We start from the raw sequence: 23,200 nt of genomic DNA, 5'->3' as shown, positions 1-23,200 counted from the left end.
CACTAAAAAAGTGCTCTTGGTATTAGTTGAGATTTATAAATTTTACTCCAGAAAACGATGCCTGTCATCTCTATGAAAAGCATATTCCCTGCCGTTAAACTTTATTTTCTCCGATTCTTTTTTGGTTTTCAGATTCGTTTCTTCAGCTAAATTATTTTCAGAATCACTTTCAAATGCTTCTTCGTACGAAAAGTTTTTGGTTATGATTAAATCGAAAAAACCATTTGTTTTATGATCTCCAAAACTTAAACCGGTTTCCAAAGTTTCTATTTGGTACGTATTGCCTCCGTTAGAATCTCCATTTGTCATTCGAATTGGATATCCGTATAAAACTTTTTTAATTTCGTTTTCGGCTAAAGTTACCAATGTAAATTTTCGCTCGGAATACAATACAATTCTACTGCTTGCGCTGGCTTCTGTGTAAAAAGCAATTGCCGGAGTATTTTCGTTTAAATAAACTAAATCTTTTAAAATATGTGATTTAGAAAAACGGATTGATTCATTATCATAATAACCTAAATTAGCATCAAATTCTTCTGCAATAATGCATCCGTCTTCTCTGTTTACAAATAAATATTTACGCTGAAAATAATTTCCCAAATTTTCATAACCTTCCGCTTTGTGGCTCTTTTTATTACGCTCTACAGTTGTTAGAACAAAAAAAGCAGTTTTATCGTCATAGTTAATAGAACTCGTTTCGTCTATTTTAATGTTTGAATATTTAATTTTTAGGTTGGAAGCGACTTTAGAAAGTAATGGCAGATTTAATTCTTCCGAATCTTTTATGTCATCCAGATTTTTGAAAATGAGTTTTTTTAGCGGTTTGCTGTTTAAATCAGTATTTGATTCTGTTTGAGAAAGCAGTTCTTGATTCTGAATTTCTGTTTTGTTTATACTCTTTTCACTTTTTCCGCAGGCGATCAAGGACAATAAAACGCCGCTTAAGAGAATACATTTTTTCATAGGCATTATTTGTTTAGAAGATTTAGGGTGCTCCAAATATATAATTTTCTTACAATTCATACTAAGAAAATTAAAATTTCAAAACCTATTTCCTAAAACAATAAAAATTCCAATTAAAACAGCCCTTTAGATAATTTAATCTCTTTTTATTTCATGCCCAACAAATTCTTCTAAAGCCGAGAACATCTCTTCAACAGAAAGTACTTCTGTATCCGGATGCGATTTTAAAAACGATGCATTTAATTCAACCAGATTTTCATCCAATTCAAAATAATCATTATTATTCAGAAGATCACGAAACGGATTTGGAACGTCGAATTTTCCCTGCAGGAACTTACCCAATTTAATATTGCTTTGTAAACGCAGTTTTCTACTTTGTTCCTGAAATAAAGCCAAATGTTTTTCGGCTCCAATTAAGGCCAAACCTTCTTCAATTAATTCATTAAGTTCTTTATTCCAGCCAGAATCGTACACGAATTTTGAAAAATTTCCTTCGGTATATTTTGAGGTGTAAAAATCCAAGTAGTAACTCATCAACGCATCTTCGTGAATCAAATCGTCGTCTATTTTTTCTTCGCGCATTAAATTAATTACCGAAATATTTGAATTAACAACGTCTTGCGGATTTTCGCTTTTTGCCGCAGTTTCTGAAATGATGATTTTACCGAATTCCATTTGAATTTGTTTTGAGATTGATTTGCAAATTTCGGGTAAAATATTGGAGAAAAGAAATACTTTATTCCAATCAAAACTTGTTTCGTATTTTCCTTAACCACAGAAACCTTTTTCAAAGTTTGAAACTTTGACAAAGGTGTTTTAGCTTCGAAAGTGAAAAATTTAAAAATCTAAATCTTTGAATTGCGTCCAGCTTTAGCTGGAGATCAAAAAATATTGCTTCATAAAGGGCTTTAGCCAAATAATACACTTCGGCTAAAGCCTATTTGACGATCGATAACAAAACCTCCAGCTAAAGCTGGACGCAATTAATTTTATTAAAATTAGAAATCGTAATATAAATTCTGAACACTATTTTTATAAAAAATATATTTTTACGACATTCCTTTAACTTATTGCAATTTTTAATGAAAATTTACGTTATAAATAAGAATGATGCATAAAAATTTTAACTAACTTTAAGCAACCTTTTACAAAAAAAGCATCTATTAAATAAGCAGTGCTTTATCGTTCTTCCAACCAAAACCAAAAGTCATGAAACATATTTTACTAATTTTCGCTCTTTTACTTGCTTTAACAAGCTGTGAAAATGACGATTTACCTCAGTCTGATGTGCAGTTTTCTGTGGTTGGTAAGGGAGATTCTTTTCCTAATGACGAAAGTGTAGCCCAAAGGCATTTAATAATTAAAGATACTGCAACTTGGAATAAATTATTGACTGAAATGGATGCAGTAAATAATTTAACCAAAGATTTTAAAGAAACGAATATTGATTTCAGCCAATATCAAATCATTGTAATTATTGATAGAACACAAGGAAGCGGCGGACACTCAGTAGATGTTGTTGGAATTACAGAAAACCGCAATACTATAATTGTCGAAATAGAAAAATTGAAAAACGGAGATCTTACTTCTAGATTATCCAGACCTTATGACATTATAAAAATAGCAAAGACAACAAAAAAGATTGTTTTTGAACAGTAATCTACAAGCCCTTATTTTCTGCTAATAATTCTTTCAGTTCCTTTGTTTTTAAATACGCTGCAAAACGCCCGGAAAGCAATAACATTTCTTTTTCTTCGGGTGTAATTTTGAGTTTGGTTTCTACGTGTGACGAATATTCATAAAGCATTAAAAGCTCGCTGGCACCAAAATCTTTAAACTTTTCTTTTTCTAAACTTGAAAGCTGCAATTCGCCATTTTTGTCTTTTTTAAAACTTTCAGCTCCAAATTTAGCAATTAACAGATTTCTAAAATCATCATGAACCTTCAGCCAGCTTGCCGCTTCGTCATCGGTGTTTTTTAACTGCGTAACCAAATCTTCGTATTGCTGATCTTTTTTTAGATCTGACAAATGATTTCGCAAAGTGGTAAATCCAATAACCTGATAATTTGAAGTTGGAATTTTATAGCGTTCCAGTACATTTTCGACATCTCTCTCAAAAGTCATGTATCGGGTTTGAACGGTATATAATGAAGCCGTTTCTAACAAGGAAATCAATCTGATTTTTTCATCATTTATAAAAGGTGCTTTTTTACCTTGGCCTAAACAATCTATAAAAAGTGCTTTTTTGTTTTTGTCTTTCACTTTCGAGTCGTTATGAAGCAGTTCAATCAAAGTTTCATAACCCATATTATCTGAAGCGCCGCCATCAATCACACACAAAATTTTATCCTGATTTTTGATTCCGAATTTTGTTTTGGGAAGAACACCTGGAAAAGCAGAACTCGCCGTAATAGCATACGTAAGAGGGAAATCATATCCGTTGTTAATTAGGTTTTCGTCAAGCGGAATTGATGCTTTATTGGGAGCCAAAGACGAATTGATTTTTAATGCCCGAATTATATGCGGCATAAAAGGAAATCGTTCTCCATTGTTATAGGCAGTTCCGTTGGCCACCATCATGGGTAATTCTGGAGTTTTTTTACTGTCTTTCGGAACAAAGAAATCAGCTAAGCGCATTTGGTTTTTAAACTTATTCTGATTTTCAGGATTCGAGCTGTCGTATTGCAAAACTTCTAAATCCAGCCGCTGTGCCATAGAGATTTTTTCTCCTTTTTCGTTTCTGCTGTTATTTAAAAGAGAGAAAAGTGTCGCCGATTTATTTACTTCCGATTTAAAGGCATCTGCTTTAGAGAAATAAAATTAATTGAAAGTACAATTATCGTATTGCAGTTTATTTTTCAATATTGTTAAATAATATCCCGCCGAATAACAGCCTCCAGAAACGGTAGAGAAATAATCAATTTCATTTAAAAAATTGCGTTTGGAACTTTCTTCCTGAACTTCTTCCAATCCTAAAAGAACGCCCATACTAAAAAACTGTGCTCTCGATCCGCCGCCAGAAATTCCGACTCCCAACGCAATATTCGGATTTTGAAATCGTGAATCACGTTCCTGAACCGATTTATATTCGCTTAAATTTATCGCAGGAATTGAATTGTAATTGATTTCTGAGAATAGATTTATTTTGTTCTGCCCCACTCCTTTGTTTAAAAACAAAAGAAAGAGTACTATGGAAAGTTTAATTTTCATTCTAAATGCAATTTAATTTTCATCATTTTATTCAACATTAAACAATCTCAGAATATAAGAGAGTTCGTAAATAATAAAAAGCAGTACTAAAATAATATGAAACCTTTTATTATCGACTTTTATTGCCACAAAACATAAAATAATGTGGCTTACAACACGAACAAAATATTCGGTTTGATTGTATAAAAAATAATCTCCTCCTTTAATTGCGGTATCAATTATATCGGCAGCGAAGCTTATGGCCAAAATAGAAAAAAACCACTTCTTTCTGGAATAAAAATAATCTTCATAACCTGTATACTCTACTAAATCGTCTGGATAAAGAATGGCGCAGAGCAGATAATAAATCAAAATATAACAGATAATAAAGAAATAATCTGCAAAATACCATTCATGAATTAATTTAAGATTAAACTCCCACCACCAAAAATGAATCAGCATTAAAAAAACATAAAACACCCACAGCGCATGCACAAAATAAAATTTCTTACGCCCTGGATGTTGAATAAAAATTACAGATCCTTTGATAAGATGCGTTAAACTTAAACCCAGAATGATTCCGATAATTGATTTGATATGAGTAAGTTCTTCCATAAATAAGTAAATTATTTATACCGAACTAAAATTAAAGTAATTAATTTAAATACAAGTACTTACATTTTAAAATTCACTGTAATCCATAAAAAATGCTGCATTTTTCAAGATGCAGCTTTTTTGGTTTTATTTCTTAATCTCTTAGTAAATTATTAAATTCGATATGAGGTTTTCTTTCAGTTTGAGATACTTTAAACGTTAATTAAAAACATTAGAATATTTAAAGCATTATATTTGTAAAATAATTATTACAATTTGTAAAATGCAATACTTTAAAAACAAAACATGGATTTTGGGCAATTTTATAACATTTGTTAAAGAAAAAAAAGATCGTTCACAAAATTACAATATTGATTATTACTACGACATTTATATACCTAATGATAATAATCAACTCTTTCCCGAAATGATTGTGTACGTCGGAAACACAGTACAAATTGGTGAAGATGATAACGAAATATATCCTGTAGAAGTTATCAAAATGAACTTTGATTTTGGATATTCGTGTGATAATTTTCAAGATGTAATTGACTTAGCAACATCTCAAAATCCGACTGTAAGTATTACTAAACTAATTGAATGTTTAAATTATTACAATGAAAATGATACATTTTTAGATATTTAAAAATTATCACTCTGATCAATCTGCAAAAGATAATACCCTCAATTAAAATTAATATTAAATGAATTTCTACGAAAGATATTTAAAAGGAGAAACAAAAGAAGTTTATAATGACATTTATGAACTTGGTAATGATGCATTTCTGCCAAATAATAGTGTTGAAATTGAAAAAGTATTAACTGAAACTTTTGAACGAGTAGCTTATAATCTTGGTATTATTTACAAGGAATTGGTAAACATCAATTATCTTTTTAAAACTGATTTTCAATTTAATTTTGAACGTCCATTATTAAATCCTCTACCAAACACAGATTCATTACTAGAAAAACTAGAAGAATCAGTTAAGTCGTTCGGATTTGTGCCTTTATCTTTAAAAATGTTTTATAAGATTGTTGGTGCGTGTAATTTTGGCTGGGACTATGATACAAATGAAGATTTTATTTGGGAATATGCAGATCCAATTCAAATAATAAGTTTGGATGAGCTTATTTCAATAGTTACAGATGAATATGCTTTTGAAACTTTTCAAGAATATTATGAAGATGATGGTTTTGTCTCATTAGAGCTTTCCGCTGATTATTTTCATAAAGACAATATTAGTGGTGGTCAGGGTTATGCTTTACAAGTCACTTCAAAACCAAGTGTTGATGGACAATTTTTGTATGAAGAACATAACACTACATTTATCAATTATCTAAGAATTTGTTTTGAAAATTGTGGCTTTTCCAGAATCACCAATCCAGAAAACAATAATCAATATCAGACTTTTTTTGAAATAGTAAAACCTCAACTAAAGCAAATATAAAAAAAGCTGCATTTTTCAAGATGCAGCTTTTTTGGTTTTATTTCTTAATCTCTTTTGGAAGCGTTTTTTGTTGCGGTTTCTCTGGCGGAATTCGTTTTTTCAAAAACAAAATCTGACCTAAATGACTTGATTGGTGTTCCATAACGTGAAACCAGCAATATTGATTTGTCATATCGTATTTTAACTGAACTTGGGCAAACCAAGCGTCATCTCTTTTCTTTAATTCTTCAATTGTTTTTGCACGCACTTGATTATAAATGTCCAAATAATATTGAATATCGTGACCTTTAAAATCGTCTCGTCCGCCTTGATCTAGATTTAAAGCGTTGTTCCATATTTTCTTTTCTTCTTCATTAAAATCCCTGTTTTCAAAAGTAAAAACCTGATAATATTTTTCGGCTGCAGCCAAATGCATTACCAAAGCTCCAATTCGATTGGCTTCTTCATCATGAAGATAATCAATTTCATATTGGCTCATGTTTTTCACCGTTCTTTCCACGCGTGATTTAAGGTCTTCAAGCATCGAAATCATGTCGCTGATTTTTGGAGAAGCTCCTTCAACATTTCCTATTCTAGCTTCTGGTCTTGGTTTAATACCGCTTCCTTCTAATAGTATACTGCTTTTTCCGTCGACACTTGACTTGTCTGAAGAAATTTTAAATTCTTTTACTTTAACAATAGCTTCTTTTGAGGTTCCAAAGCTCCATTTCGGAATATCCCCATTTTTTACAGGAGTTTCAAAACTTGAATTCAAAACTGTAAAAGGTTCAAAAACACCTTTATCGTTCTCAATCAACAATTCGAATTTGTCAAAATAGAATTTTCCGTTATTGATACACAAACCTCCAAAACTTAATGATTTGCTGTTTTTATCTAAAGTTCCTTCAACGGTATAAGAATTCCATTCTTTAGATTTTACAGGCCTGTCCTGCATATTGTCAAAAAAACCTTCTTCGTCATTTTTGGTATCAACTCTTGCCCAGACACCAGCCCAAGATGCTGGTTCTGCAGTTTCGACTTTAACAGAAGCAATTACCTTAAATTTCTTCGTAACAGCAGTCTGAATATCAATTGTCTGATTGAAAGAAGTCCAATCGCTGGAAATCGTTTTTTGAGTTTGAGCATAAGTTGTACTCAAAAACAAAAGCAACAGTGGTATTATTAGTTTTTTCATTTTTGGGAAATTAAAGTTGCGTAAATGTAATATTGTTTTCTAAGTAATAACTTACTTTTATAAAAAAACTGCATAAAAAAACCGCATCCAAATAGAATGCGGTTTTAAAATATTTTAACCTAAATGAATTTTAGTTTGTTTTCATTGGCGGTAAATCAAACGCAACAGAATCGTGTTCGAAATTGTTTCTGTGTCCTCCATCGCAAAATGGTTTGTTTGCAGATAATCCGCAGCGGCAAAGGCCAAGTGCAGCTCTTCCTTGTAAACCGTAAAGTACTCCTTCTGGATCCATGATTTCAAAATCTCCTTCGATTTTAATAGATCCGTTTTTATTGATGATTAATTTTGTCTTGCTCATAAACTTGTTTTTTTCGAGTGCAAAGATTGCGAAATATATCTTTATTTATAAGAGGCAAACGTAGTTTAAACTGGTTCTATTTTGTGGGGTTGTTTTACAGAGATGCGAAGAGATTTTTCGAAGTGAAACGCTAATTTATTTTAAAGCAAATCGACTTAATCTCGCAAAGTCGCAAAGTTTTTAAATTAATGCCCCATATTAAAGGATTAAAGGGATTTTCTAATTAAATCTGCTCAATCTGCGGAATCTGCGTGAAACAAAAACTTTGCGACTTCGCAACTTTGCGAGATTCTTTTAACACAAACAGATAAAAAATCTCTGCGAAACTTTGTGTTTTTATTCGTGCAGCTCTGCGAAATTACGTGCGATTCTCCTATCAATATTAAAATCTCAATTCTATTGCTTATTTTTGCACTCAATAAAATTGAGTTATGACACAGAATCCAAAGAGATATACTATCACAGCGGCATTGCCTTATACCAACGGACCTATTCATATTGGGCATTTGGCGGGTGTTTACGTGCCTGCAGATATATATTCGAGATACTTGCGTTTGCAAGGAAAAGACGTTGCATTTATTTGCGGAAGCGATGAACACGGCGTTGCAATTTCGATGAAAGCCAAAAAAGAAGGAATTACACCACAAGAAGTTATTGATAAATATGATGGAATAATAAGAAAATCATTCTCTGATTTCGGAATTTCATTTGATAATTATTCTCGTACTTCGGCAAAAATTCATCATGATACGGCTCAGGAATTTTTTAGAAAACTGTATGATAATGGTGATTTTATTGAAGAAGTAACCGAGCAATTGTACGATGCAAAAGCAGATCAGTTTTTAGCAGATCGTTTTGTGGTTGGAACTTGCCCAAGATGTGGTAATGAAGGAGCTTACGGCGATCAATGTGAAAACTGCGGATCGACTTTGAATGCGACAGATTTGATTAATCCAAAATCGACAATTACAGGAGAAACTCCAATCTTAAAAGAAACGAAACACTGGTTTTTACCTTTAGACCGTTATTCTGATTTCTTGACAGAATGGATTTTGGTGGGACATAAAAACGACTGGAAACCTAACGTTTACGGACAAGTAAAATCTTGGATCGACGGCGGATTGGAACCTCGTGCGGTAACACGTGACTTGGATTGGGGAATTGACGTTCCTGTTGAAGGTGCCGAAGGAAAAAAATTATACGTTTGGTTTGATGCACCTATCGGATATATTTCGTCTACGAAAGAATGGGCAGCGCGCGAAGGAAAAGATTGGGAACCGTATTGGAAAGATGAAGAAACGAAATTGGTTCACTTTATTGGGAAAGACAATATTGTTTTTCACTGTATCATTTTCCCTGCCATGCTTAAAGCCGAAGGAAGTTATATTTTGCCAGACAACGTTCCTGCAAATGAGTTTTTGAATTTGGAAGGAAACAAACTTTCGACTTCTAAAAACTGGGCGGTTTGGTTACACGAATATTTAGAAGAGTTCCCAGACAAACAGGATGTTTTGCGTTATGCATTAACATCAAACGCGCCGGAAACAAAAGATAATGATTTTACTTGGAAAGATTTCCAAGCGAGAAATAATAATGAATTGGTTGCGATTTTCGGAAATTTCATTAATCGTGTTGTGGTTTTAACGAACAAATATTACGAAGGTGTTATTCCGACGCCAAATGAATTTACTGAAGTTGACGAACAAACTTTAGCCGAATTAAAAGCGTATCCAGCTGTGATTTCAAGTTCGGTTGAGCGTTACAGATTCCGTGAAGCTTTGGGCGAATTAATGAATGTTGCGCGTTTAGGAAACAAATATCTTGCTGATGAAGAGCCTTGGAAAGTAATGAAAGACAATCCAGAGCGTGTAAAAACGCAAATGTATGTGGCGTTGCAAATTGCTGCTGCTTTGAGCGTTTTAGCTGAACCGTTTTTACCTTTTACATCGGCTAAATTGTCTAAAATCCTGAATTTAGGTGATCTTAAAGAACATTTTGCAGGATTCAGCAAATTCTTGAAAGAGAAAGATCGTGATGCAAAAGAGATTATTTTGGATAAAAAATTAGGTTGGAATGACATTTCTGAAAATTCAGATTTAATTCCGGCAGGACATAAAATTGGTGAAGCAGAATTGCTTTTTGCAAAAATTGAAGACGAAGAAATACAAAAACAAATAGATAAATTGGAAGCAACAAAAACGGCTAATCTTGCTGAAAGCAAACAACCAGAACCGCAAAAAGACTTAATTCAGTTTGAGGATTTTGCGAAAATGGATATTCGTATCGGAACTATTTTGGAAGCTGAAAAAATGCCGAAAGCAAACAAACTTCTGGTTCTTAAAGTTGATACCGGAATTGATGTTCGTACGATTGTTTCAGGAATTGCAGAGAGTTTTTCGCCAGAAGAAATCATCGGAAAACGTGTTTCTGTATTAGCAAATTTAGCTCCAAGAGCTTTACGCGGTGTCGAAAGTCAAGGAATGATCTTGATGACAACAAACGCGGAAGGAAAATTGGTTTTCGTAAATCCAGATGCGGATGCTCCAAATGGAGAGACTGTAAATTAAACTGATTTAGACAGTAAACATGTCGTTCCTCGAAATGACAAAACTGCACAACAAAAACAAGATAAAATTCTTACATTTTGTTGTTTCTTTCGAATTTATATTTGTAAGTTTGTTCTGCAAACATTATTCACAAGGAGAAATCCATAAACTTATTTTAAGTTAACATAAGCGTATACCACGTCATGGTGAAGGAACGGGAAACCTCCTAAAATTATTCCTTGGAATGTTTGCACACCTAAAGCGTGGTATTCGTGTATCTAATATTTTCTAATATGCAAACAGAAAATGAAAAAACAACAGAAACGGCTGTAATGACAGCAATGGCAAAATTTCTCTCAGACCTTTGGTTTGTAGATGATTTTAGAGAGCAGCCAGAATATCTCTCAGAAATTTTCGAGACCATTCTGTTAACTGAAATGGGCGATGACCAAGATCTCAGGATTAAAATGATTAATTCTATTAGAACCAGTAAAATGCTGGCAAAAGCAGTCGGATCATTTTCTGACAAACAAATTGAAACAGCCTGCAATAAAATTATTGCGGTTTAATACAATTGCATTAAAAGCGTGAAATTCTTATTTGATTTCACGCTTTTTGCTCTTAGAGATTACCAAAACATCGATTTTTAGTAAAATTAGTTTTCTTTCATAAAAAGTAAGATATTAGCGCCAAAAGTTATTCGAAAAACTGAAAATTATGGAGCTATTAGAAAGTTTACCTGGACTACTTAAATCTTTTTGGTATATCGCAATTCCAACAAGTTTAATTTTTATCATTCAAACTATTATTACCTTTTCAGGTCTTGATGTCGCTGATGGTTTCGATACCGATTTTGATGCCGATGTTCATGGCGGAGATGACTTTCAATGGTTTTCCTTACGAAATCTGATCAACTTTCTTTTAGGTTTCAGCTGGACTGGAATTTCTTTTTATTCCATTCTTGGCGAAAACCCCGTGTTTATCATTATGACTTCTTTTGTTGTTGGGCTTTTGTTTGTGCTTTTATTTTTTTTCGTGATCAAACAAGTACAAAAACTAGCCGAAGACAATTCTTTTAAAATAACCAATACGGTAAATAAAACTGCTGAAGTTTATTTGACGATTCCCGAAAATAAAAATGGAAAAGGTAAAATCCTGATTAGTGTAAACGGTGCTTTTCATGAACTGGAAGCCATGACAGAAAATGAAAGAATTCCGTCGGGAACAGCCGTTAAAGTTGTAAAAATAGAAAACAACAACATCTTAATTGTAGAAACCATATAACATAAATAATAATGATAATGAACCCAATTATTTTAATTGCAGTTGCGGCAATCGTTCTATTCGTAACAATTTCGGCATTAATTTCAAGGTACAAGCGCTGCCCCTCTGATAAAATTTTAGTTATCTACGGTCGCACAGGCGGTACATCTGCAAAATGTGTACACGGTGGCGGGGCTTTTATCTGGCCGGTAATTCAGGATTATGCATTTTTAGATTTAAAACCGCTTTCTATCGAAGCCAATTTAACCAATGCGTTAAGCCGTCAAAACATTAGAGTCGATGTTCCCTGCCGATTTACGATCGCAATTTCTACAGAAACAGACAGTATGAATACGGCTGCTGAAAGACTTTTAGGATTGTCATCAGAACAAATTCAAGAACTTGCAAAGGATATTTTATTTGGACAGTTACGTTTGGTAATTGCAACCATGACAATTGAAGAAATCAACTCAGACCGTGATAAATTCTTAGATAATATTTCGAAAAACGTTGACAGCGAATTAAAGAAAATTGGTTTAAAATTAATCAACGTCAACGTTACCGACATCAAAGACGAATCTGGCTACATTGAAGCTTTAGGAAAAGAAGCTGCAGCAAAAGCTATAAACGAAGCAAAAATTAGTGTTGCTGAGCAAGAGAAAATTGGAGAAACGGGTAAAGCTCTTGCTGACAGAGAAAAAGACACTCAAATTGCGGAAACACACAGAGATCGCGACGTAAAAATTGCCATTACTCAAAAAGATAGAGAAATTAGTATTGCAACTGCGTCTAAAGATGAAACTATTGGAAAGGCAGAAGCAGCAAGAGATACAAGGGTAAAAACTTCTGAAGCAAATGCGATTGCGATTCAGGGAGAAAATGAGGCCAAGATTGCAATTGCAAATTCTGAGGCTCTTCGTAGAGAAAAAGAAGCAGAATCATTGCGTATTGCAATAACAGCCGAGAAAGTACAACAGGCAAAAGCATTGGAAGAATCGTATGTTGCAGAGCAAAAAGCCGAGTTGGCGCGTTCTGAAAGAGAGCGTTCTACTCAAATTGCCAATATTGTAATTCCTGCTGAAATTGCTAAACAAAGAGCAATCATTGAGGCACAAGCTGCTGCTGAAACTATCAGGGAAAATGCAAAAGGAGAAGCCGATGCGATTTTTGCTAAAATGGAAGCCGAAGCAAAAGGTCTTTTAGAAATCTTAACCAAACAAGCGGAAGGTTATAAAGAAGTTGTGGCTGCAGCAGGCGGAGATCCAAGCAAAGCATTCCAGCTTTTATTATTAGAAAAACTTCCTGAATTGGTTAAAACTCAGGTTGAAGCCGTTAAAAACATCAAAATTGACAAAATCACGGTTTGGGATTCTGGAAATGGCCAAGGCGAAAATGGCTCAACTGCCAATTTTGTTTCTGGAATGATGAAAACGGTTCCTCCATTAAATGATCTTTTCAATATGGCTGGATTAAACTTACCAAGTTATCTAAAAGGTGAAGATTCACCGGAAGTTCCGCCAACAATTGAAGTTGTAGAAAAAGAAGAATAACAATTAAATTCTATCATAAAAAAGCGCGAACCGATTACTATTTTTAATTGATTCGCGCTTTTTGCTTTACAAAAAATTTAAAAAATATATCAGAAAAATTTTAGATATTCGCGCAAAACAAAAGAATAACATAACCAATGGTAAAAAAACTACTCCTCACCTCTTTGCTTTTAAATTTTTTGATTTCTTTTTCTCAAGAAGTTGTAAACTCTACTCCTGTTTCTCTTAAAAAGAATAGGGATATTTTTCAAATTGTCAATAACGAAAAGAAAGAAGTTACTTTGTTCATCAGTGATAAAGAAAAAGTAAAAGCAATTCGCTTAAACGAACAAATGAAAATTAGCGACAGCATGTCAGCTCCAAGACCAGATGTTAAAAAATATGCCAGCATGATCGGCTATAATATTAATGACAAAAACTCGAGGTTATATTGGTCTTCAGATAACTTCAAAGAAATCTCTTCTCAGTTTTATGATTTTGATTCTAAAACAATTACAAATCAAGAGTATGCTCTTACTTTAAAAGATGAAAAGGTTTTACAAAGATTCAGTAAAGACAACGCATTTTATCTTTTAACTGTTGTAAAAAAAAGCAACATTCTCAAACTATATATTTTCGATAAAGACGGTAAACAAGAGGAAAAATCTATTGAATTAAAAGATTTTCATTTTTACACAAGCGTTTATAAAAGAACTAATTTATATGGAGTTTTAGAAGAAAACCTGCTTCCTTACGAAGCTCCGTTTTCTCTTAAATATATTACACCTGAAAACTTGACTTCGATAACAGATGGGGCATTTAAAAGAAAATGTTATTTTGATGGTAAAGAAATAGTCATAACAATAGATTCAAACATAGATTATACACAAGTAATTATATTAAATCTAGAAAGTTACACTGGTACAGAAAAATTATTGAAACATCCTATAATTCAAGCTGAATTTCGCAGTGAATTGAATTCAAACTCTTTCTATTCTGATAAAAAACTATATCAAATAAAAACTTCATCTGACCGACTATATTTGAATGTTAAAGATTTAAATGATACGATTTTAAAAGCATACACTGCTATTGCAGGCAAACCTATAGAATTTAAAAATTCGGAGATTAATCAAGAAGGTGGAGATTTTTTTGGTCCTAAAAGAGTTTTAGAAAACAGTTCTCAATTTATCAGAAAATTAAATAATCTTCGTCCTGGTCTTTCTTGTTATCATATTGGTTCTAATACGTTAATTACTATCGGAGGGGTTTCAGCGCAACAACAATCTGCAGGACAAGTAACTGCTAATCAATATGGTTTTATTGGTGCTCTTGTAGGCGCTGCATTTTTCAGTCCAACAATGGATAATTTCAATTCTTATGCTGGCAAAAAAGTGGTGAAAATTGAAGGTTTGTTTGATCACGAAGACAATCATATACAGGGAGATTTAAAACCATTAGCCTTCGATAAAATCCGTACTTTTTTTGATGATAATAAAGATGTATCTTCTCAAACCCTATTCAAAATGGAGAGTGTTTATTATTTGGGTTATTACGACAATAAAACTAAAGAATATACGATTAGAAAGTTTTTCGATTAAAAACAATTAAATTCTATCATAAAAAAGCGCGAACCGATTACTATTTTTAATTGATTCGCGCTTTTTGCTTTCAAAGTATTCATTTTGTAAAGTATCTTTGATAAATAATACACGATTAAATACACATAATGAAACTCACCAAACCAAGATTAGCTTTAATCTGCGGTATACTCTGCATCTCGATTTTCCCGATATTAGTAAAACTGCGTTTGACGCCAGGATTAATTTCGGCATTTTATCGAATGTTCTTTGCTTTTATTTTATTACTTCCCTACGTTATTTTTAGTAATAACTTCAAACTTCCAACTCTAAAATTTGCACTTTTAGCGATGCTTTGCGGTGTTTTATTTTCATCAGATGTGGCGGTTTGGAATATTGCCATTCAGGAATCAAGTGCGACTCAGGCTTCGCTGCTGACGAATTTATCTCCAGTTTGGGTTGGAATTGGTACTTTTTTATTTTTAAAGTCAAAACCTGCCACCAACTTTTGGATCGGAACTGTCGTGTCTTTATTCGGAATGGTAACGTTGGTTGGATTTGAATTTTTTATTGATCTGAATTTCAATCAGGCATTTCTATTTGCGGTTTTATCGGGAATCTTATATTCGATTTATCTTTTGGTCAGCAAAAATGTACTTTCAGAAGTAGATGTTCTATCGTTTATGACAATTAGTTTATTTGCTTCGAGCATTTATTTGGGAGTTTTATGTTATTCGCTGGACGAACCTTTTACAGGATTTTCAAATACGGGCTGGTTTGTATTAGTTTTACAAGCCGTAATTTGTCAATTGTGCGCCTGGCTTTCGATTAGTTACGCGACACAACATATGCGCGCGACCAGAGTTTCGTTGAGTTTATTAAGTCAAGCTGTAATTACATCGATTTTAGCTTGGTTGTTTTTAGAAGAAAAAATAACTTTACAAATGGTTTTCGGCGGTATAGTTCTACTTTTCGGAATCCGAATCACTTTTTACGATAAAACTATTTCTTTAAAAAGGCTTTTTTCTAAGGATTAGATGGAGAAATTTTTCATACAGATTGGCTTTAAATATTCGTGCAATTTGTGATGGAAAAGTTCTCTCGCAGATTTTGGAGATTGAGCAGATATTTTAATCTTTAAATCATCTCAATCTGTGGCAAAAAATTAGCTAAAATTCGTGAATTCGTGGCAGAAAAAACCTGAAACAAAGAAAACCTAAAACCTGAAACAAAAAAATTATGTTACATAAAAGCAAAATTCCAAATTTAAAAGTAATCGCATTTGATGCCGATGATACTTTGTTTGTAAACGAACCTTATTTTCAAGAAACCGAACATAAATTCTGCGCTTTGATGGAAGATTATCTTTCGCATCAAGGCATTTCGCAAGAGTTATTTAAAATTGAAATTGCCAATTTACCTTTGTATGGTTACGGAATTAAAGGTTATATTCTTTCGATGATTGAAGCTGCGATGAATATTTCGAACAACACAATTCCAGTTGAAGTAATCGAAAAAATCATTCAATACGGAAAAGAACTGCTCGAAAAACCAATCGAACTTTTGGACGGAATCGAAGACACTTTACAGTCTTTACACGGAAAATACAAATTGGTCGTTGCTACAAAAGGCGATTTGAAAGATCAGCACAGTAAACTGCATCGTTCTGGTTTAGGGCATTATTTTCATCATATCGAAGTGATGTCAGACAAGCAGGAAATTGATTATGAAAAACTATTGGGCCGTTTAGACATTCAGGCGCATGAGTTTTTAATGATCGGAAATTCATTAAAATCTGATGTTCTGCCCGTATTGGGAATTGGCGGTTACGCAGTTCATATTCCTTTTCACACCACTTGGGAACACGAAAAAATAAATCACAAAGTTGAACACCAACACTTTAGTTCATTTGAAACTATTGCAGAAGTTGTTCCTAATTTACTATAATGAAAACACTTTTAGACTTAGAAAACTGGAATAGAAAAGAGCATTTTGCTCATTTTAAACAGATGGAAGAACCTTTTTTTGGCGCCACTGTAGAAATTGATTGTACCAAAGCGTATCAAACCGCAAAAAGTATGAACGCCTCTTTTTTCATTTTCTATCTGCATAAAACTTTAACTGCTGTAAATGCAATTGAAAATTTTAGATACCGAATTTCAGAAAATAAAATCTATATTAACGATCGCATAGATGCATCTGCGACAATTGGGCGCGAAGACGGCACATTCGGATTTTCATTAATTGAATACGATCCCGATTTTAAAACATTTGAAAAAATTGCATTAACAGAAATCGAACGCATTCAAAACACAACCGGACTTTTTACAAGGTCTTTTGATGATGATAATTTAATTCACTTTTCGGCAATTCCGTGGTTAAATTTCACATCACTTACACATGCCAGAAGTTTTACTTATCCTGACAGCTGCCCTAAAATTTCATTTGGAAAAATGATGGTGTCTGAAACAGGAAAAAGGACCATTTCTATGGCGGTTTATGTACATCATGGTTTAATGGACGGAATGCATGTTGGTCAATTTGTAGACTTATTTCAGGAGCTTATGAATAAATAGTATATACGGAATGATTTTTGAGCGTAAAAAAACATGAAACAAATCTTTCTTTTTTGGTCTTTAGTCTTTAGCACTGTCACGTTAAGTCAAACAGTACTAACCTCTTATCCATTAGATTTAAAAAGTAAATCACACAGCGCGATTTTAAATGCAGAGAACAAAGTGACTCATGATGTTTTTGTTTTTATCGCGGATTCCGACAGTCTTTCCATACTAAAATACAACAGCGCCCTTTTCTTAAAGGATAAATTTGTTACCTCTCGACAATTCGTAGAAAACAAATCTTTAATAGGTTATAGTTTCAGCGAAGATGGAAACCCAACCTTATATTGGTTTTCTGAACAGGAGAAAAGCATTATTATAATTAAATATTATTTTGAAAATAAAACTTCCAAAGCATTGAAGTTTAAAATTCCTCTTGAAGAGCAATCTATAATTACGCAATATCAAAAGGACAATAATTTTTATCTGTTGCTGCAATATAACGAGAAACAGGCTTTAACGGTTTTTGTATTTAAAAACGGAATGGCCGAGGAGAAATTTCTCGATTTTAGTTCTTTTACTTTCCGTGATCGCAGAACGCAGCAGAAAACCTTTAATCAGATTTTGAATGAAAATCCGATTGAAAAAATGGATTCTGGAGAATATAATCCGTTGTATAAAGCGGTTGCAAAAAGCAAATTATATACACTTCCAAATCGCTTGATTCTAACTTTAGATCAAAGTATAAGAAAGACACAGCTGTTTGACATCAATCTAGAAAATTTAGAGATAACAGAAAAAACATTTATGCAGCCTTCGGGCCATAAAAACCCAAAAACGTCAAACTCTTTTTACCACGAAAACAAGCTTTATCAAGTTAATGTCAATTCAGACAAACTTTTGTTTGACATCAAAGATTATAATTCTGGTGAAGCTTTAAAAACATTTGTTGTTTCCAAAAACGACACTATTCGTTTTAGCAATTCGCCGCTGTTAATGCAGGTCGAAAATCGAAGACCTAAAGACCTAAAGAAAACAAGTAAGTTTTTAAAAGAATTAGCTTCTTTAAGCGCAGGTCTTTCTGTATTTAAAAACAATAAAAATCTTTTTATAACATTGGGAGGAAGCGGCCAAGAATCAAAAGCCATATTTATTAACGGCCACAATATGTTTGATGATTTTATGGGAGACTTCCCTTCCTCGGGCTATTATAATTTAGACACAAATTATTCGGTATATTTTGAAAGTGTCTGGACTAAAAAATTTGAATTAACGCAAGAAACACACGAACCACTTGCGGCCGATAAGATGTATTACTTTATAGATTCTCACAAAGAAGTTTTTCTTACCAACATTCTCAAATTAAATAATTACAGTATTTTGGGATATTATGATGTGAACTCAAAAGCATACGTTTTGCGAAAATTCATTGACGGATTTGACTAAACACATCAACATCAAATACTTATAATTTAAAATTACTTTTTTTGCATTCTTAAAAAGTTTTTGAATTCGAAATGAGTTTGCAATTTACCCTATTCTAATACTTTTTTGTCTTTTACCGGAAGTATTTACTTACAATTTATCGTTTTTTTGATCCAAAATTTAAAATCAATAATAATGAAAAAAGTTGTAATGACCCTTGCATTTGCTCTTGGACTAACAGGACTTCATGCACAAACAGAAAACAACAGTGGATTTAATAAATGGTCTATAGAGTTGGCTGGCGGATTGACTAAACCTCAAAAACCATTTGCAGAAGGTTACTTTACAAGTACTCCAAGTCCGTGGGTTGGTGATATTGGAGTGCGTTATATGTTTAACAACAAATTTGGTTTAAAAGCCGACTTTGGATACAATAGTTTTACTAATAAAAGTAATTCTATTGAATTTGATTCAAAATACTACAGAATAGATCTGCAGGCGGTGGCAAATTTAGGCCGAATCATGAATTTTGAAACTTGGACAAATACATTTGGTTTGTTAGGGCATGCTGGTTTTGGAGTAGGTCAATTAAAAGGAGATAATTTTACTGGAAAAGATAGAGTCGGTAACTTTATTGCCGGAGTTACAGGACAAATTAGATTGTCAGACAGAATTGCTTTAACTGGTGATTTCTCTACAATTTTAAATTCAACACAAGATCATACTTTTGATGGCACTTATGTTCCGGAAAACAGAGGTTTTTCAGGATTACTTTTCAATGGTACAATTGGATTAAATGTTTACTTAGGTAAAAACAATAAACATGCAGATTGGACAGTAATGTCAAGTGATAACACTGATATTTCAGCTTTAGAAAACAAAATAATAGATCTTGAAGCGCAAATCAAAAAGATTCCTGCACAAAAAGAAGTAGTTATCGAGAAACAAGTTAGTCCTGCACAAGTAGCTGATAACGATTTGATCAAAAAAATGATCAATGATAAGTATTACAGTGTATACTTTGATTTCAACAAATCAACTCCTATCGAAAACTCAACTGCAGCTATCGATGTTGTTTTAAATTACTTAAGAAAAAACCCATCTGCATCACTTGACCTTGTAGGGTATGCTGATCAAGTTGGAAAAGCAGAATACAACGAAAGATTATCAAATGCTAGAGCAACTAATGTTAAGACAATTTTTGAAAAAGCTGGAATCGCTTCTTCTCGTTTAAATGTAGTAGCTAATGGTGCAGATACATCAATCCAAAAAGATTCTGACGAAGCTAGAAGATTAGCACGTAGAGTTACTTTTATTGTGAAATAATTTTTTTCTCTATAAAAACTGAAGCCCTAAAGAAAATTCTTTAGGGCTTTTTTATATTCAAAATCCAGTTTATTCAGGGTTCTGAGCTCTGTATTGAACACTGATAGTTAAAGAGTAGTTCAGACTGGAATGATTTTTGTCAGACAAGATTCATGAAAAAACTGCTACTCTTATTCTTACTAGTCTCTAATTCAGCGCTATTTAGTCAAACTATGCTGAGTTCATTTCCGTTAGATCTAAAAAAAACGGATGAAAACATTCAGATTTTAAATGTCGAGAACAAGCAAACCCACGATGTATTTGTTTTTGCCGCCAGCGGCGAAAATATCACTATACTAAAATACAATAGCGCCTTATTTTTTAAAGATCAATTGACTTTTCCTAAAACGGTCAATAAATTACTTGTTGGATATAGCTTTGGAGAAGATGGAAACCCTTATTTATATTGGGCTTCTGAAGATTTCAAAAACATTATTGCCGTAAAATATTCTTTGGAGAATAAAACAGTAAAAATGGTAAAGTTTGATTTCCCTTCAATACCAAACTACATCGTAACTAATTTTCAAGAAAACAATACATTTTATGTTCTTTCAAAATATGAAGACCAGCAGGTTTTAATAGTGCATACGTTTAAAAATGGAATTGTAGAAAAAAAAGAATTTGATTTTTCTTCTTTTGATTTTAAGAACAGAAACGCGCAATTGATCACTTTTAATAAAGTTGTTGATGAAAATCCGATCGAAAAAATTGATGCAGATGATTTTACTCCTTTAGATAAAAGCGCACAAAAGAGCAAAATTTACTTAAAAAACAATCATTTAATATTGACTTTAGATTACAATACAAAAAACACACACGTATTTGATATGGATTTAGAAAATCAAACCATTAAGGAAAAATCTTTTCCGCAGCCACTTATTGATAAATCAAATAATGTAAGCAATTCATTTCTCGTTGATGATAAACTCTATCAAATAAACGCCAATAAATACGTGATAGTGGCTGAAATAAAAGATTATAACTCCGGCCAAATACTAAAAACTGTCAGCACTTTGAAAAATGACACTATTAATTTTAAAAATTCTCCATTATTCCTTTTGACAGACAGCAGAAGACCAGTCGAATTAAAAAAAACAGGTGATTTTTTAAATCGTTTAGCGTTCTTAAACATCGGCTTGACCGCTTTTAAAAACAAACAAAATACATTTATAACCATAGGAGGATCTCCTAAAGAAGAAGAATATTATAATATTTATGGAAATTTTCCACAAACATATAACAGCCAAAGTGTTTATTTTGAAAGTGTATTAAATAACAACTTGGATTTTATAAAAGAGCCCCAACAGCCATTCGCCGCAGATAATATTTATTATTTTTTAGGTCTTCAGAAAAGAGCAGCATTTCAAAATATATTCAAATTCAAAGATTATTATATTTTGGGCTATTATGACTTTACTTCAAAACAATTTATAATGCGAAAATTCAATGATGGTTTCATGCCTGAGGAAAACACAAATCCGATTATAAATAAGGCTGTTTTTTCAAAACCAACTTCTTTTGGTGAAATAAAAACCCGTTAAATTTATTGAGAATTAATCCAAATGTTAATGTTTTCGAGCTTTCAAAAAAACGTTATGGATTATTTTTTTTAACTTTACCAAAAAGACACATATTATGCTATCAAAAAATATTGAATCGGCTTTAAACAAGCAAATCCGCATAGAAGCAGAATCTTCGCAAACTTATCTTTCTATGGCTTGTTGGGCTGAAGTACACGGACTTGAGGGAATAGCTCAATTTATGTACACACAGTCAGACGAAGAGCGCGCACATATGCTTAAATTGGTTAAGTATGTTAACGAACGCGGAGGACATGCTCAGGTTACAGATCTAAAAGCGCCTAGAATAACATATTCTACTTTTAAAGAAATGTTCGAAGAGCTTTACAATCATGAAATTTTTGTTTCGCAATCTATCAACGAATTAGTACACATAACTTTTGAAGAAAAAGATTATGCAACACATAATTTCTTACAATGGTATGTTTCTGAACAAATTGAAGAAGAAGCTACAGCTAAGTCTATTTTAGATAAAATCAACTTGATTGGTGAAGATAAAGGTGGACTTTACTTGTTTGACCGTGATATTCAGCAGTTAACAGTTACTAGCTCGATCGCAATTAATCCTAAATAAAAAAGTTAAAGTTTATTTAGAATATTTAAAAATAACTTTTTTCTTTTATATTTGTCTCTGTTTTATAATACGGAGGAAAATTGAGCAAGAAAGAAAAAGACAAGGACAAGAAAAAGGATAAAAAGAAAAAGAAGAATAAAGATATCCTTGATAAAATTAAGAAGATTGAAAATTGTAAATCTTCTTGTTGTGAAAAATATAAAAAGAGCGAAAAGAAACGCTGTTCACGCTGTCCTATGTTTGATTTATTCAAAAAAACGGCTTAACAAAATATAGAAAAACCCACCACATCTGGTGGGTTTTTTACTTTTATCTTCTATTCTAAAAAGGTTTCAAATTTAATTATGGAAAACAACATCATTATACCCAAATCAAGTCTTGATTTCTTATCTAAACTTAAAGAAAACAACAACAAGCCTTGGTTTGAAAATTACAAATCTGAATATTTAGTCGAATTAAACCACATTGAAACATTTGCAGGCGCATTACTGAAAGAACTTTCTAAAACCGATGTTTTGGAAAATGCCTCAGGCAAAAAAAGCGTTTATAGAATTTATCGTGATATTCGTTTTTCTAAAGACAAAACTCCTTTCAAAACTTTTTGGGGCGGAAGTTATACCCGCGCAACAGCAGTAAGACGCGGTGGTTATTATTTCCATTTAGAGAAGGGGAATAGTTTCTTTGCTGGAGGTTTTTGGGGACCAAATGCTGCAGATCTAAAAAGAATCAGAGCAGAGTTTGCTCACGATCCCGAAACTTTCCAGGAAATATTGAACTCAAAATCTTTCGTCAGTAATTTTGGAACTTTGCAGGGTGAACAACTCAAAACAGCACCAAAAGGATTTGATGTCAATCATCCAGCAATTGATTTACTTCGTTTTAAGCAATTTTTGGTCATTAAACGTTTTACAGATGAAGAGGTTTTGAGTCCGCTTTTTCTAGAACAAGCTTTGGATGCATTCAAAAATATGAGACCCTTTTTTGATTACATGAGCGAAGTACTTACAACTGATATAAATGGCGCATCGGTTTTATAATTAGATTTTGATAAAA

General features: G+C 32.6%; 24 protein-coding genes. 17 read left to right on the top strand and 7 right to left on the bottom strand.

What is annotated here, in order from left to right:
• Positions 1-42: 42 nt before the first annotated feature.
• Positions 43-963, bottom strand: a complete 921-nt coding sequence (locus BSF42_RS10245) for a hypothetical protein (protein ID WP_095953035.1) — start codon at positions 961-963, stop codon at positions 43-45.
• A 135-nt stretch (positions 964-1,098) separates the two neighbouring features.
• Entirely contained in the window at positions 1,099-1,638 is a 540-nt protein-coding gene (locus BSF42_RS10240) for a hypothetical protein (RefSeq protein WP_095952986.1), read from the bottom strand.
• Positions 1,639-2,172: 534 nt separating this feature from the next.
• Here BSF42_RS10240 and BSF42_RS10235 point away from each other — a divergent pair.
• A complete protein-coding gene (locus tag BSF42_RS10235; protein ID WP_095952985.1) occupies positions 2,173-2,622 on the top strand; it encodes a protease complex subunit PrcB family protein in 450 nt (149 codons plus the stop codon).
• Between the two features lies 1 nt (position 2,623).
• On the opposite strand, the gene BSF42_RS10230 is transcribed toward BSF42_RS10235, so the two are convergent.
• From BSF42_RS10230 to BSF42_RS10220, 3 genes are all read right to left on the bottom strand, one after another.
• Entirely contained in the window at positions 2,624-3,679 is a 1,056-nt protein-coding gene (locus tag BSF42_RS10230; protein ID WP_095952984.1) for a hypothetical protein, read from the bottom strand.
• Between the two features lie 105 nt (positions 3,680-3,784).
• Positions 3,785-4,174, bottom strand: coding sequence for a hypothetical protein (locus BSF42_RS10225; protein WP_095952983.1), 390 nt, complete (start codon positions 4,172-4,174; stop codon positions 3,785-3,787).
• 27 nt (positions 4,175-4,201) lie between these two features.
• The gene (locus tag BSF42_RS10220; RefSeq protein WP_095952982.1) at positions 4,202-4,768 is read right to left on the bottom strand and encodes a hypothetical protein; all 567 of its coding nucleotides are present in this window, start codon (positions 4,766-4,768) and stop codon (positions 4,202-4,204) included.
• 262 nt (positions 4,769-5,030) lie between these two features.
• Here BSF42_RS10220 and BSF42_RS10215 point away from each other — a divergent pair, with 262 nt between their 5' ends.
• Together BSF42_RS10215 and BSF42_RS10210 are read left to right on the top strand one after the other, a co-directional pair.
• Complete coding sequence (locus tag BSF42_RS10215) at positions 5,031-5,393, top strand: hypothetical protein (RefSeq protein ID WP_095952981.1); 363 nt, start codon at positions 5,031-5,033, stop codon at positions 5,391-5,393.
• A gap of 58 nt (positions 5,394-5,451) precedes the next feature.
• Entirely contained in the window at positions 5,452-6,195 is a 744-nt protein-coding gene (locus BSF42_RS10210) for a hypothetical protein (RefSeq protein WP_095952980.1), read from the top strand.
• A 37-nt stretch (positions 6,196-6,232) separates the two neighbouring features.
• Here the strand turns inward: BSF42_RS10210 and BSF42_RS10205 are convergent, their stop codons facing one another.
• On the bottom strand, positions 6,233-7,369 hold the full coding sequence (locus BSF42_RS10205) for a DinB family protein (protein ID WP_095952979.1): 1,137 nt from the start codon (positions 7,367-7,369) through the stop codon (positions 6,233-6,235).
• A gap of 130 nt (positions 7,370-7,499) precedes the next feature.
• On the bottom strand, positions 7,500-7,727 hold the full coding sequence (locus BSF42_RS10200) for a CDGSH iron-sulfur domain-containing protein (RefSeq protein WP_095952978.1): 228 nt from the start codon (positions 7,725-7,727) through the stop codon (positions 7,500-7,502).
• A gap of 431 nt (positions 7,728-8,158) precedes the next feature.
• Between BSF42_RS10200 and metG the strand changes: the two genes are divergently transcribed.
• The 14 genes from metG to BSF42_RS10130 all read left to right on the top strand — a co-directional run bounded on the left by metG (position 8,159) and on the right by BSF42_RS10130 (position 23,184).
• Positions 8,159-10,294 carry a methionine--tRNA ligase gene (metG, locus tag BSF42_RS10195; protein ID WP_095952977.1) on the top strand — a complete coding sequence of 712 codons (2,136 nt, stop codon included), beginning with the start codon at positions 8,159-8,161 and terminating at the stop codon, positions 10,292-10,294.
• 272 nt (positions 10,295-10,566) lie between these two features.
• The gene (locus BSF42_RS10190) at positions 10,567-10,842 is read left to right on the top strand and encodes a hypothetical protein (protein ID WP_095952976.1); all 276 of its coding nucleotides are present in this window, start codon (positions 10,567-10,569) and stop codon (positions 10,840-10,842) included.
• Positions 10,843-10,990: 148 nt separating this feature from the next.
• The gene (locus BSF42_RS10185) at positions 10,991-11,557 is read left to right on the top strand and encodes an NfeD family protein (protein ID WP_172426670.1); all 567 of its coding nucleotides are present in this window, start codon (positions 10,991-10,993) and stop codon (positions 11,555-11,557) included.
• Positions 11,558-11,574: 17 nt separating this feature from the next.
• The gene (locus tag BSF42_RS10180; RefSeq protein ID WP_172426669.1) at positions 11,575-13,086 is read left to right on the top strand and encodes a flotillin family protein; all 1,512 of its coding nucleotides are present in this window, start codon (positions 11,575-11,577) and stop codon (positions 13,084-13,086) included.
• Between the two features lie 137 nt (positions 13,087-13,223).
• Positions 13,224-14,666, top strand: a complete 1,443-nt coding sequence (locus BSF42_RS10175; protein ID WP_095952973.1) for a hypothetical protein — start codon at positions 13,224-13,226, stop codon at positions 14,664-14,666.
• A gap of 128 nt (positions 14,667-14,794) precedes the next feature.
• Positions 14,795-15,682: a DMT family transporter gene (locus tag BSF42_RS10170; RefSeq protein ID WP_095952972.1), complete on the top strand. Its 888-nt coding sequence runs from the start codon at positions 14,795-14,797 to the stop codon at positions 15,680-15,682.
• A gap of 202 nt (positions 15,683-15,884) precedes the next feature.
• A complete protein-coding gene (locus BSF42_RS10165; protein WP_095952971.1) occupies positions 15,885-16,592 on the top strand; it encodes an HAD family hydrolase in 708 nt (235 codons plus the stop codon).
• The gene (locus tag BSF42_RS10160; RefSeq protein WP_095952970.1) at positions 16,592-17,221 is read left to right on the top strand and encodes a chloramphenicol acetyltransferase; all 630 of its coding nucleotides are present in this window, start codon (positions 16,592-16,594) and stop codon (positions 17,219-17,221) included. Before BSF42_RS10165 ends, BSF42_RS10160 begins: the two co-directional genes overlap by 1 nt.
• Positions 17,222-17,254: 33 nt before the next feature.
• Positions 17,255-18,649, top strand: a complete 1,395-nt coding sequence (locus BSF42_RS10155; protein ID WP_095952969.1) for a hypothetical protein — start codon at positions 17,255-17,257, stop codon at positions 18,647-18,649.
• 174 nt (positions 18,650-18,823) lie between these two features.
• The gene (locus BSF42_RS10150) at positions 18,824-19,954 is read left to right on the top strand and encodes an OmpA family protein (protein WP_095953034.1); all 1,131 of its coding nucleotides are present in this window, start codon (positions 18,824-18,826) and stop codon (positions 19,952-19,954) included.
• A 212-nt stretch (positions 19,955-20,166) separates the two neighbouring features.
• Positions 20,167-21,534, top strand: coding sequence for a hypothetical protein (locus BSF42_RS10145; protein ID WP_253251025.1), 1,368 nt, complete (start codon positions 20,167-20,169; stop codon positions 21,532-21,534).
• 94 nt (positions 21,535-21,628) lie between these two features.
• Entirely contained in the window at positions 21,629-22,147 is a 519-nt protein-coding gene (locus BSF42_RS10140) for a ferritin (protein WP_057115352.1), read from the top strand.
• Positions 22,148-22,227: 80 nt separating this feature from the next.
• Positions 22,228-22,413, top strand: a complete 186-nt coding sequence (locus BSF42_RS10135; protein ID WP_029271150.1) for a hypothetical protein — start codon at positions 22,228-22,230, stop codon at positions 22,411-22,413.
• 78 nt (positions 22,414-22,491) lie between these two features.
• Positions 22,492-23,184: a DUF2461 domain-containing protein gene (locus BSF42_RS10130; RefSeq protein WP_095952967.1), complete on the top strand. Its 693-nt coding sequence runs from the start codon at positions 22,492-22,494 to the stop codon at positions 23,182-23,184.
• Positions 23,185-23,200 lie beyond the last annotated feature (16 nt).

This window comes from Flavobacterium sp. ACN6, from assembly GCF_002304005.1.
GTDB lineage: Bacteria > Bacteroidota > Bacteroidia > Flavobacteriales > Flavobacteriaceae > Flavobacterium.
This window is presented reverse-complemented; position numbering and strand designations above follow the sequence as displayed.

Bases quoted from the DNA above. Each gene is read 5' to 3' on its own strand.
- metG (WP_095952977.1), top strand. From the start codon at position 8,159: ATGACACAGAATCCAAAGAGATATACTATCACAGCGGCATTGCCTTAT.
- BSF42_RS10220 (WP_095952982.1), bottom strand. From the start codon at position 4,768: ATGGAAGAACTTACTCATATCAAATCAATTATCGGAATCATTCTGGGT.
- BSF42_RS10155 (WP_095952969.1), top strand. From the start codon at position 17,255: ATGAAACAAATCTTTCTTTTTTGGTCTTTAGTCTTTAGCACTGTCACG.
- BSF42_RS10205 (WP_095952979.1), bottom strand. From the start codon at position 7,369: ATGAAAAAACTAATAATACCACTGTTGCTTTTGTTTTTGAGTACAACT.
- BSF42_RS10215 (WP_095952981.1), top strand. From the start codon at position 5,031: ATGCAATACTTTAAAAACAAAACATGGATTTTGGGCAATTTTATAACA.
- BSF42_RS10180 (WP_172426669.1), top strand. From the start codon at position 11,575: ATGAACCCAATTATTTTAATTGCAGTTGCGGCAATCGTTCTATTCGTA.
- BSF42_RS10170 (WP_095952972.1), top strand. From the start codon at position 14,795: ATGAAACTCACCAAACCAAGATTAGCTTTAATCTGCGGTATACTCTGC.
- BSF42_RS10165 (WP_095952971.1), top strand. From the start codon at position 15,885: ATGTTACATAAAAGCAAAATTCCAAATTTAAAAGTAATCGCATTTGAT.
- BSF42_RS10160 (WP_095952970.1), top strand. From the start codon at position 16,592: ATGAAAACACTTTTAGACTTAGAAAACTGGAATAGAAAAGAGCATTTT.
- BSF42_RS10225 (WP_095952983.1), bottom strand. From the start codon at position 4,174: ATGAAAATTAAACTTTCCATAGTACTCTTTCTTTTGTTTTTAAACAAA.
- BSF42_RS10130 (WP_095952967.1), top strand. From the start codon at position 22,492: ATGGAAAACAACATCATTATACCCAAATCAAGTCTTGATTTCTTATCT.
- BSF42_RS10190 (WP_095952976.1), top strand. From the start codon at position 10,567: ATGCAAACAGAAAATGAAAAAACAACAGAAACGGCTGTAATGACAGCA.
- BSF42_RS10240 (WP_095952986.1), bottom strand. From the start codon at position 1,638: ATGGAATTCGGTAAAATCATCATTTCAGAAACTGCGGCAAAAAGCGAA.
- BSF42_RS10245 (WP_095953035.1), bottom strand. From the start codon at position 963: ATGAAAAAATGTATTCTCTTAAGCGGCGTTTTATTGTCCTTGATCGCC.
- BSF42_RS10185 (WP_172426670.1), top strand. From the start codon at position 10,991: ATGGAGCTATTAGAAAGTTTACCTGGACTACTTAAATCTTTTTGGTAT.
- BSF42_RS10175 (WP_095952973.1), top strand. From the start codon at position 13,224: ATGGTAAAAAAACTACTCCTCACCTCTTTGCTTTTAAATTTTTTGATT.
- BSF42_RS10210 (WP_095952980.1), top strand. From the start codon at position 5,452: ATGAATTTCTACGAAAGATATTTAAAAGGAGAAACAAAAGAAGTTTAT.
- BSF42_RS10230 (WP_095952984.1), bottom strand. From the start codon at position 3,679: ATGGCACAGCGGCTGGATTTAGAAGTTTTGCAATACGACAGCTCGAAT.
- BSF42_RS10145 (WP_253251025.1), top strand. From the start codon at position 20,167: ATGCTGAGTTCATTTCCGTTAGATCTAAAAAAAACGGATGAAAACATT.
- BSF42_RS10150 (WP_095953034.1), top strand. From the start codon at position 18,824: ATGAAAAAAGTTGTAATGACCCTTGCATTTGCTCTTGGACTAACAGGA.
- BSF42_RS10140 (WP_057115352.1), top strand. From the start codon at position 21,629: ATGCTATCAAAAAATATTGAATCGGCTTTAAACAAGCAAATCCGCATA.
- BSF42_RS10235 (WP_095952985.1), top strand. From the start codon at position 2,173: ATGAAACATATTTTACTAATTTTCGCTCTTTTACTTGCTTTAACAAGC.
- BSF42_RS10200 (WP_095952978.1), bottom strand. From the start codon at position 7,727: ATGAGCAAGACAAAATTAATCATCAATAAAAACGGATCTATTAAAATC.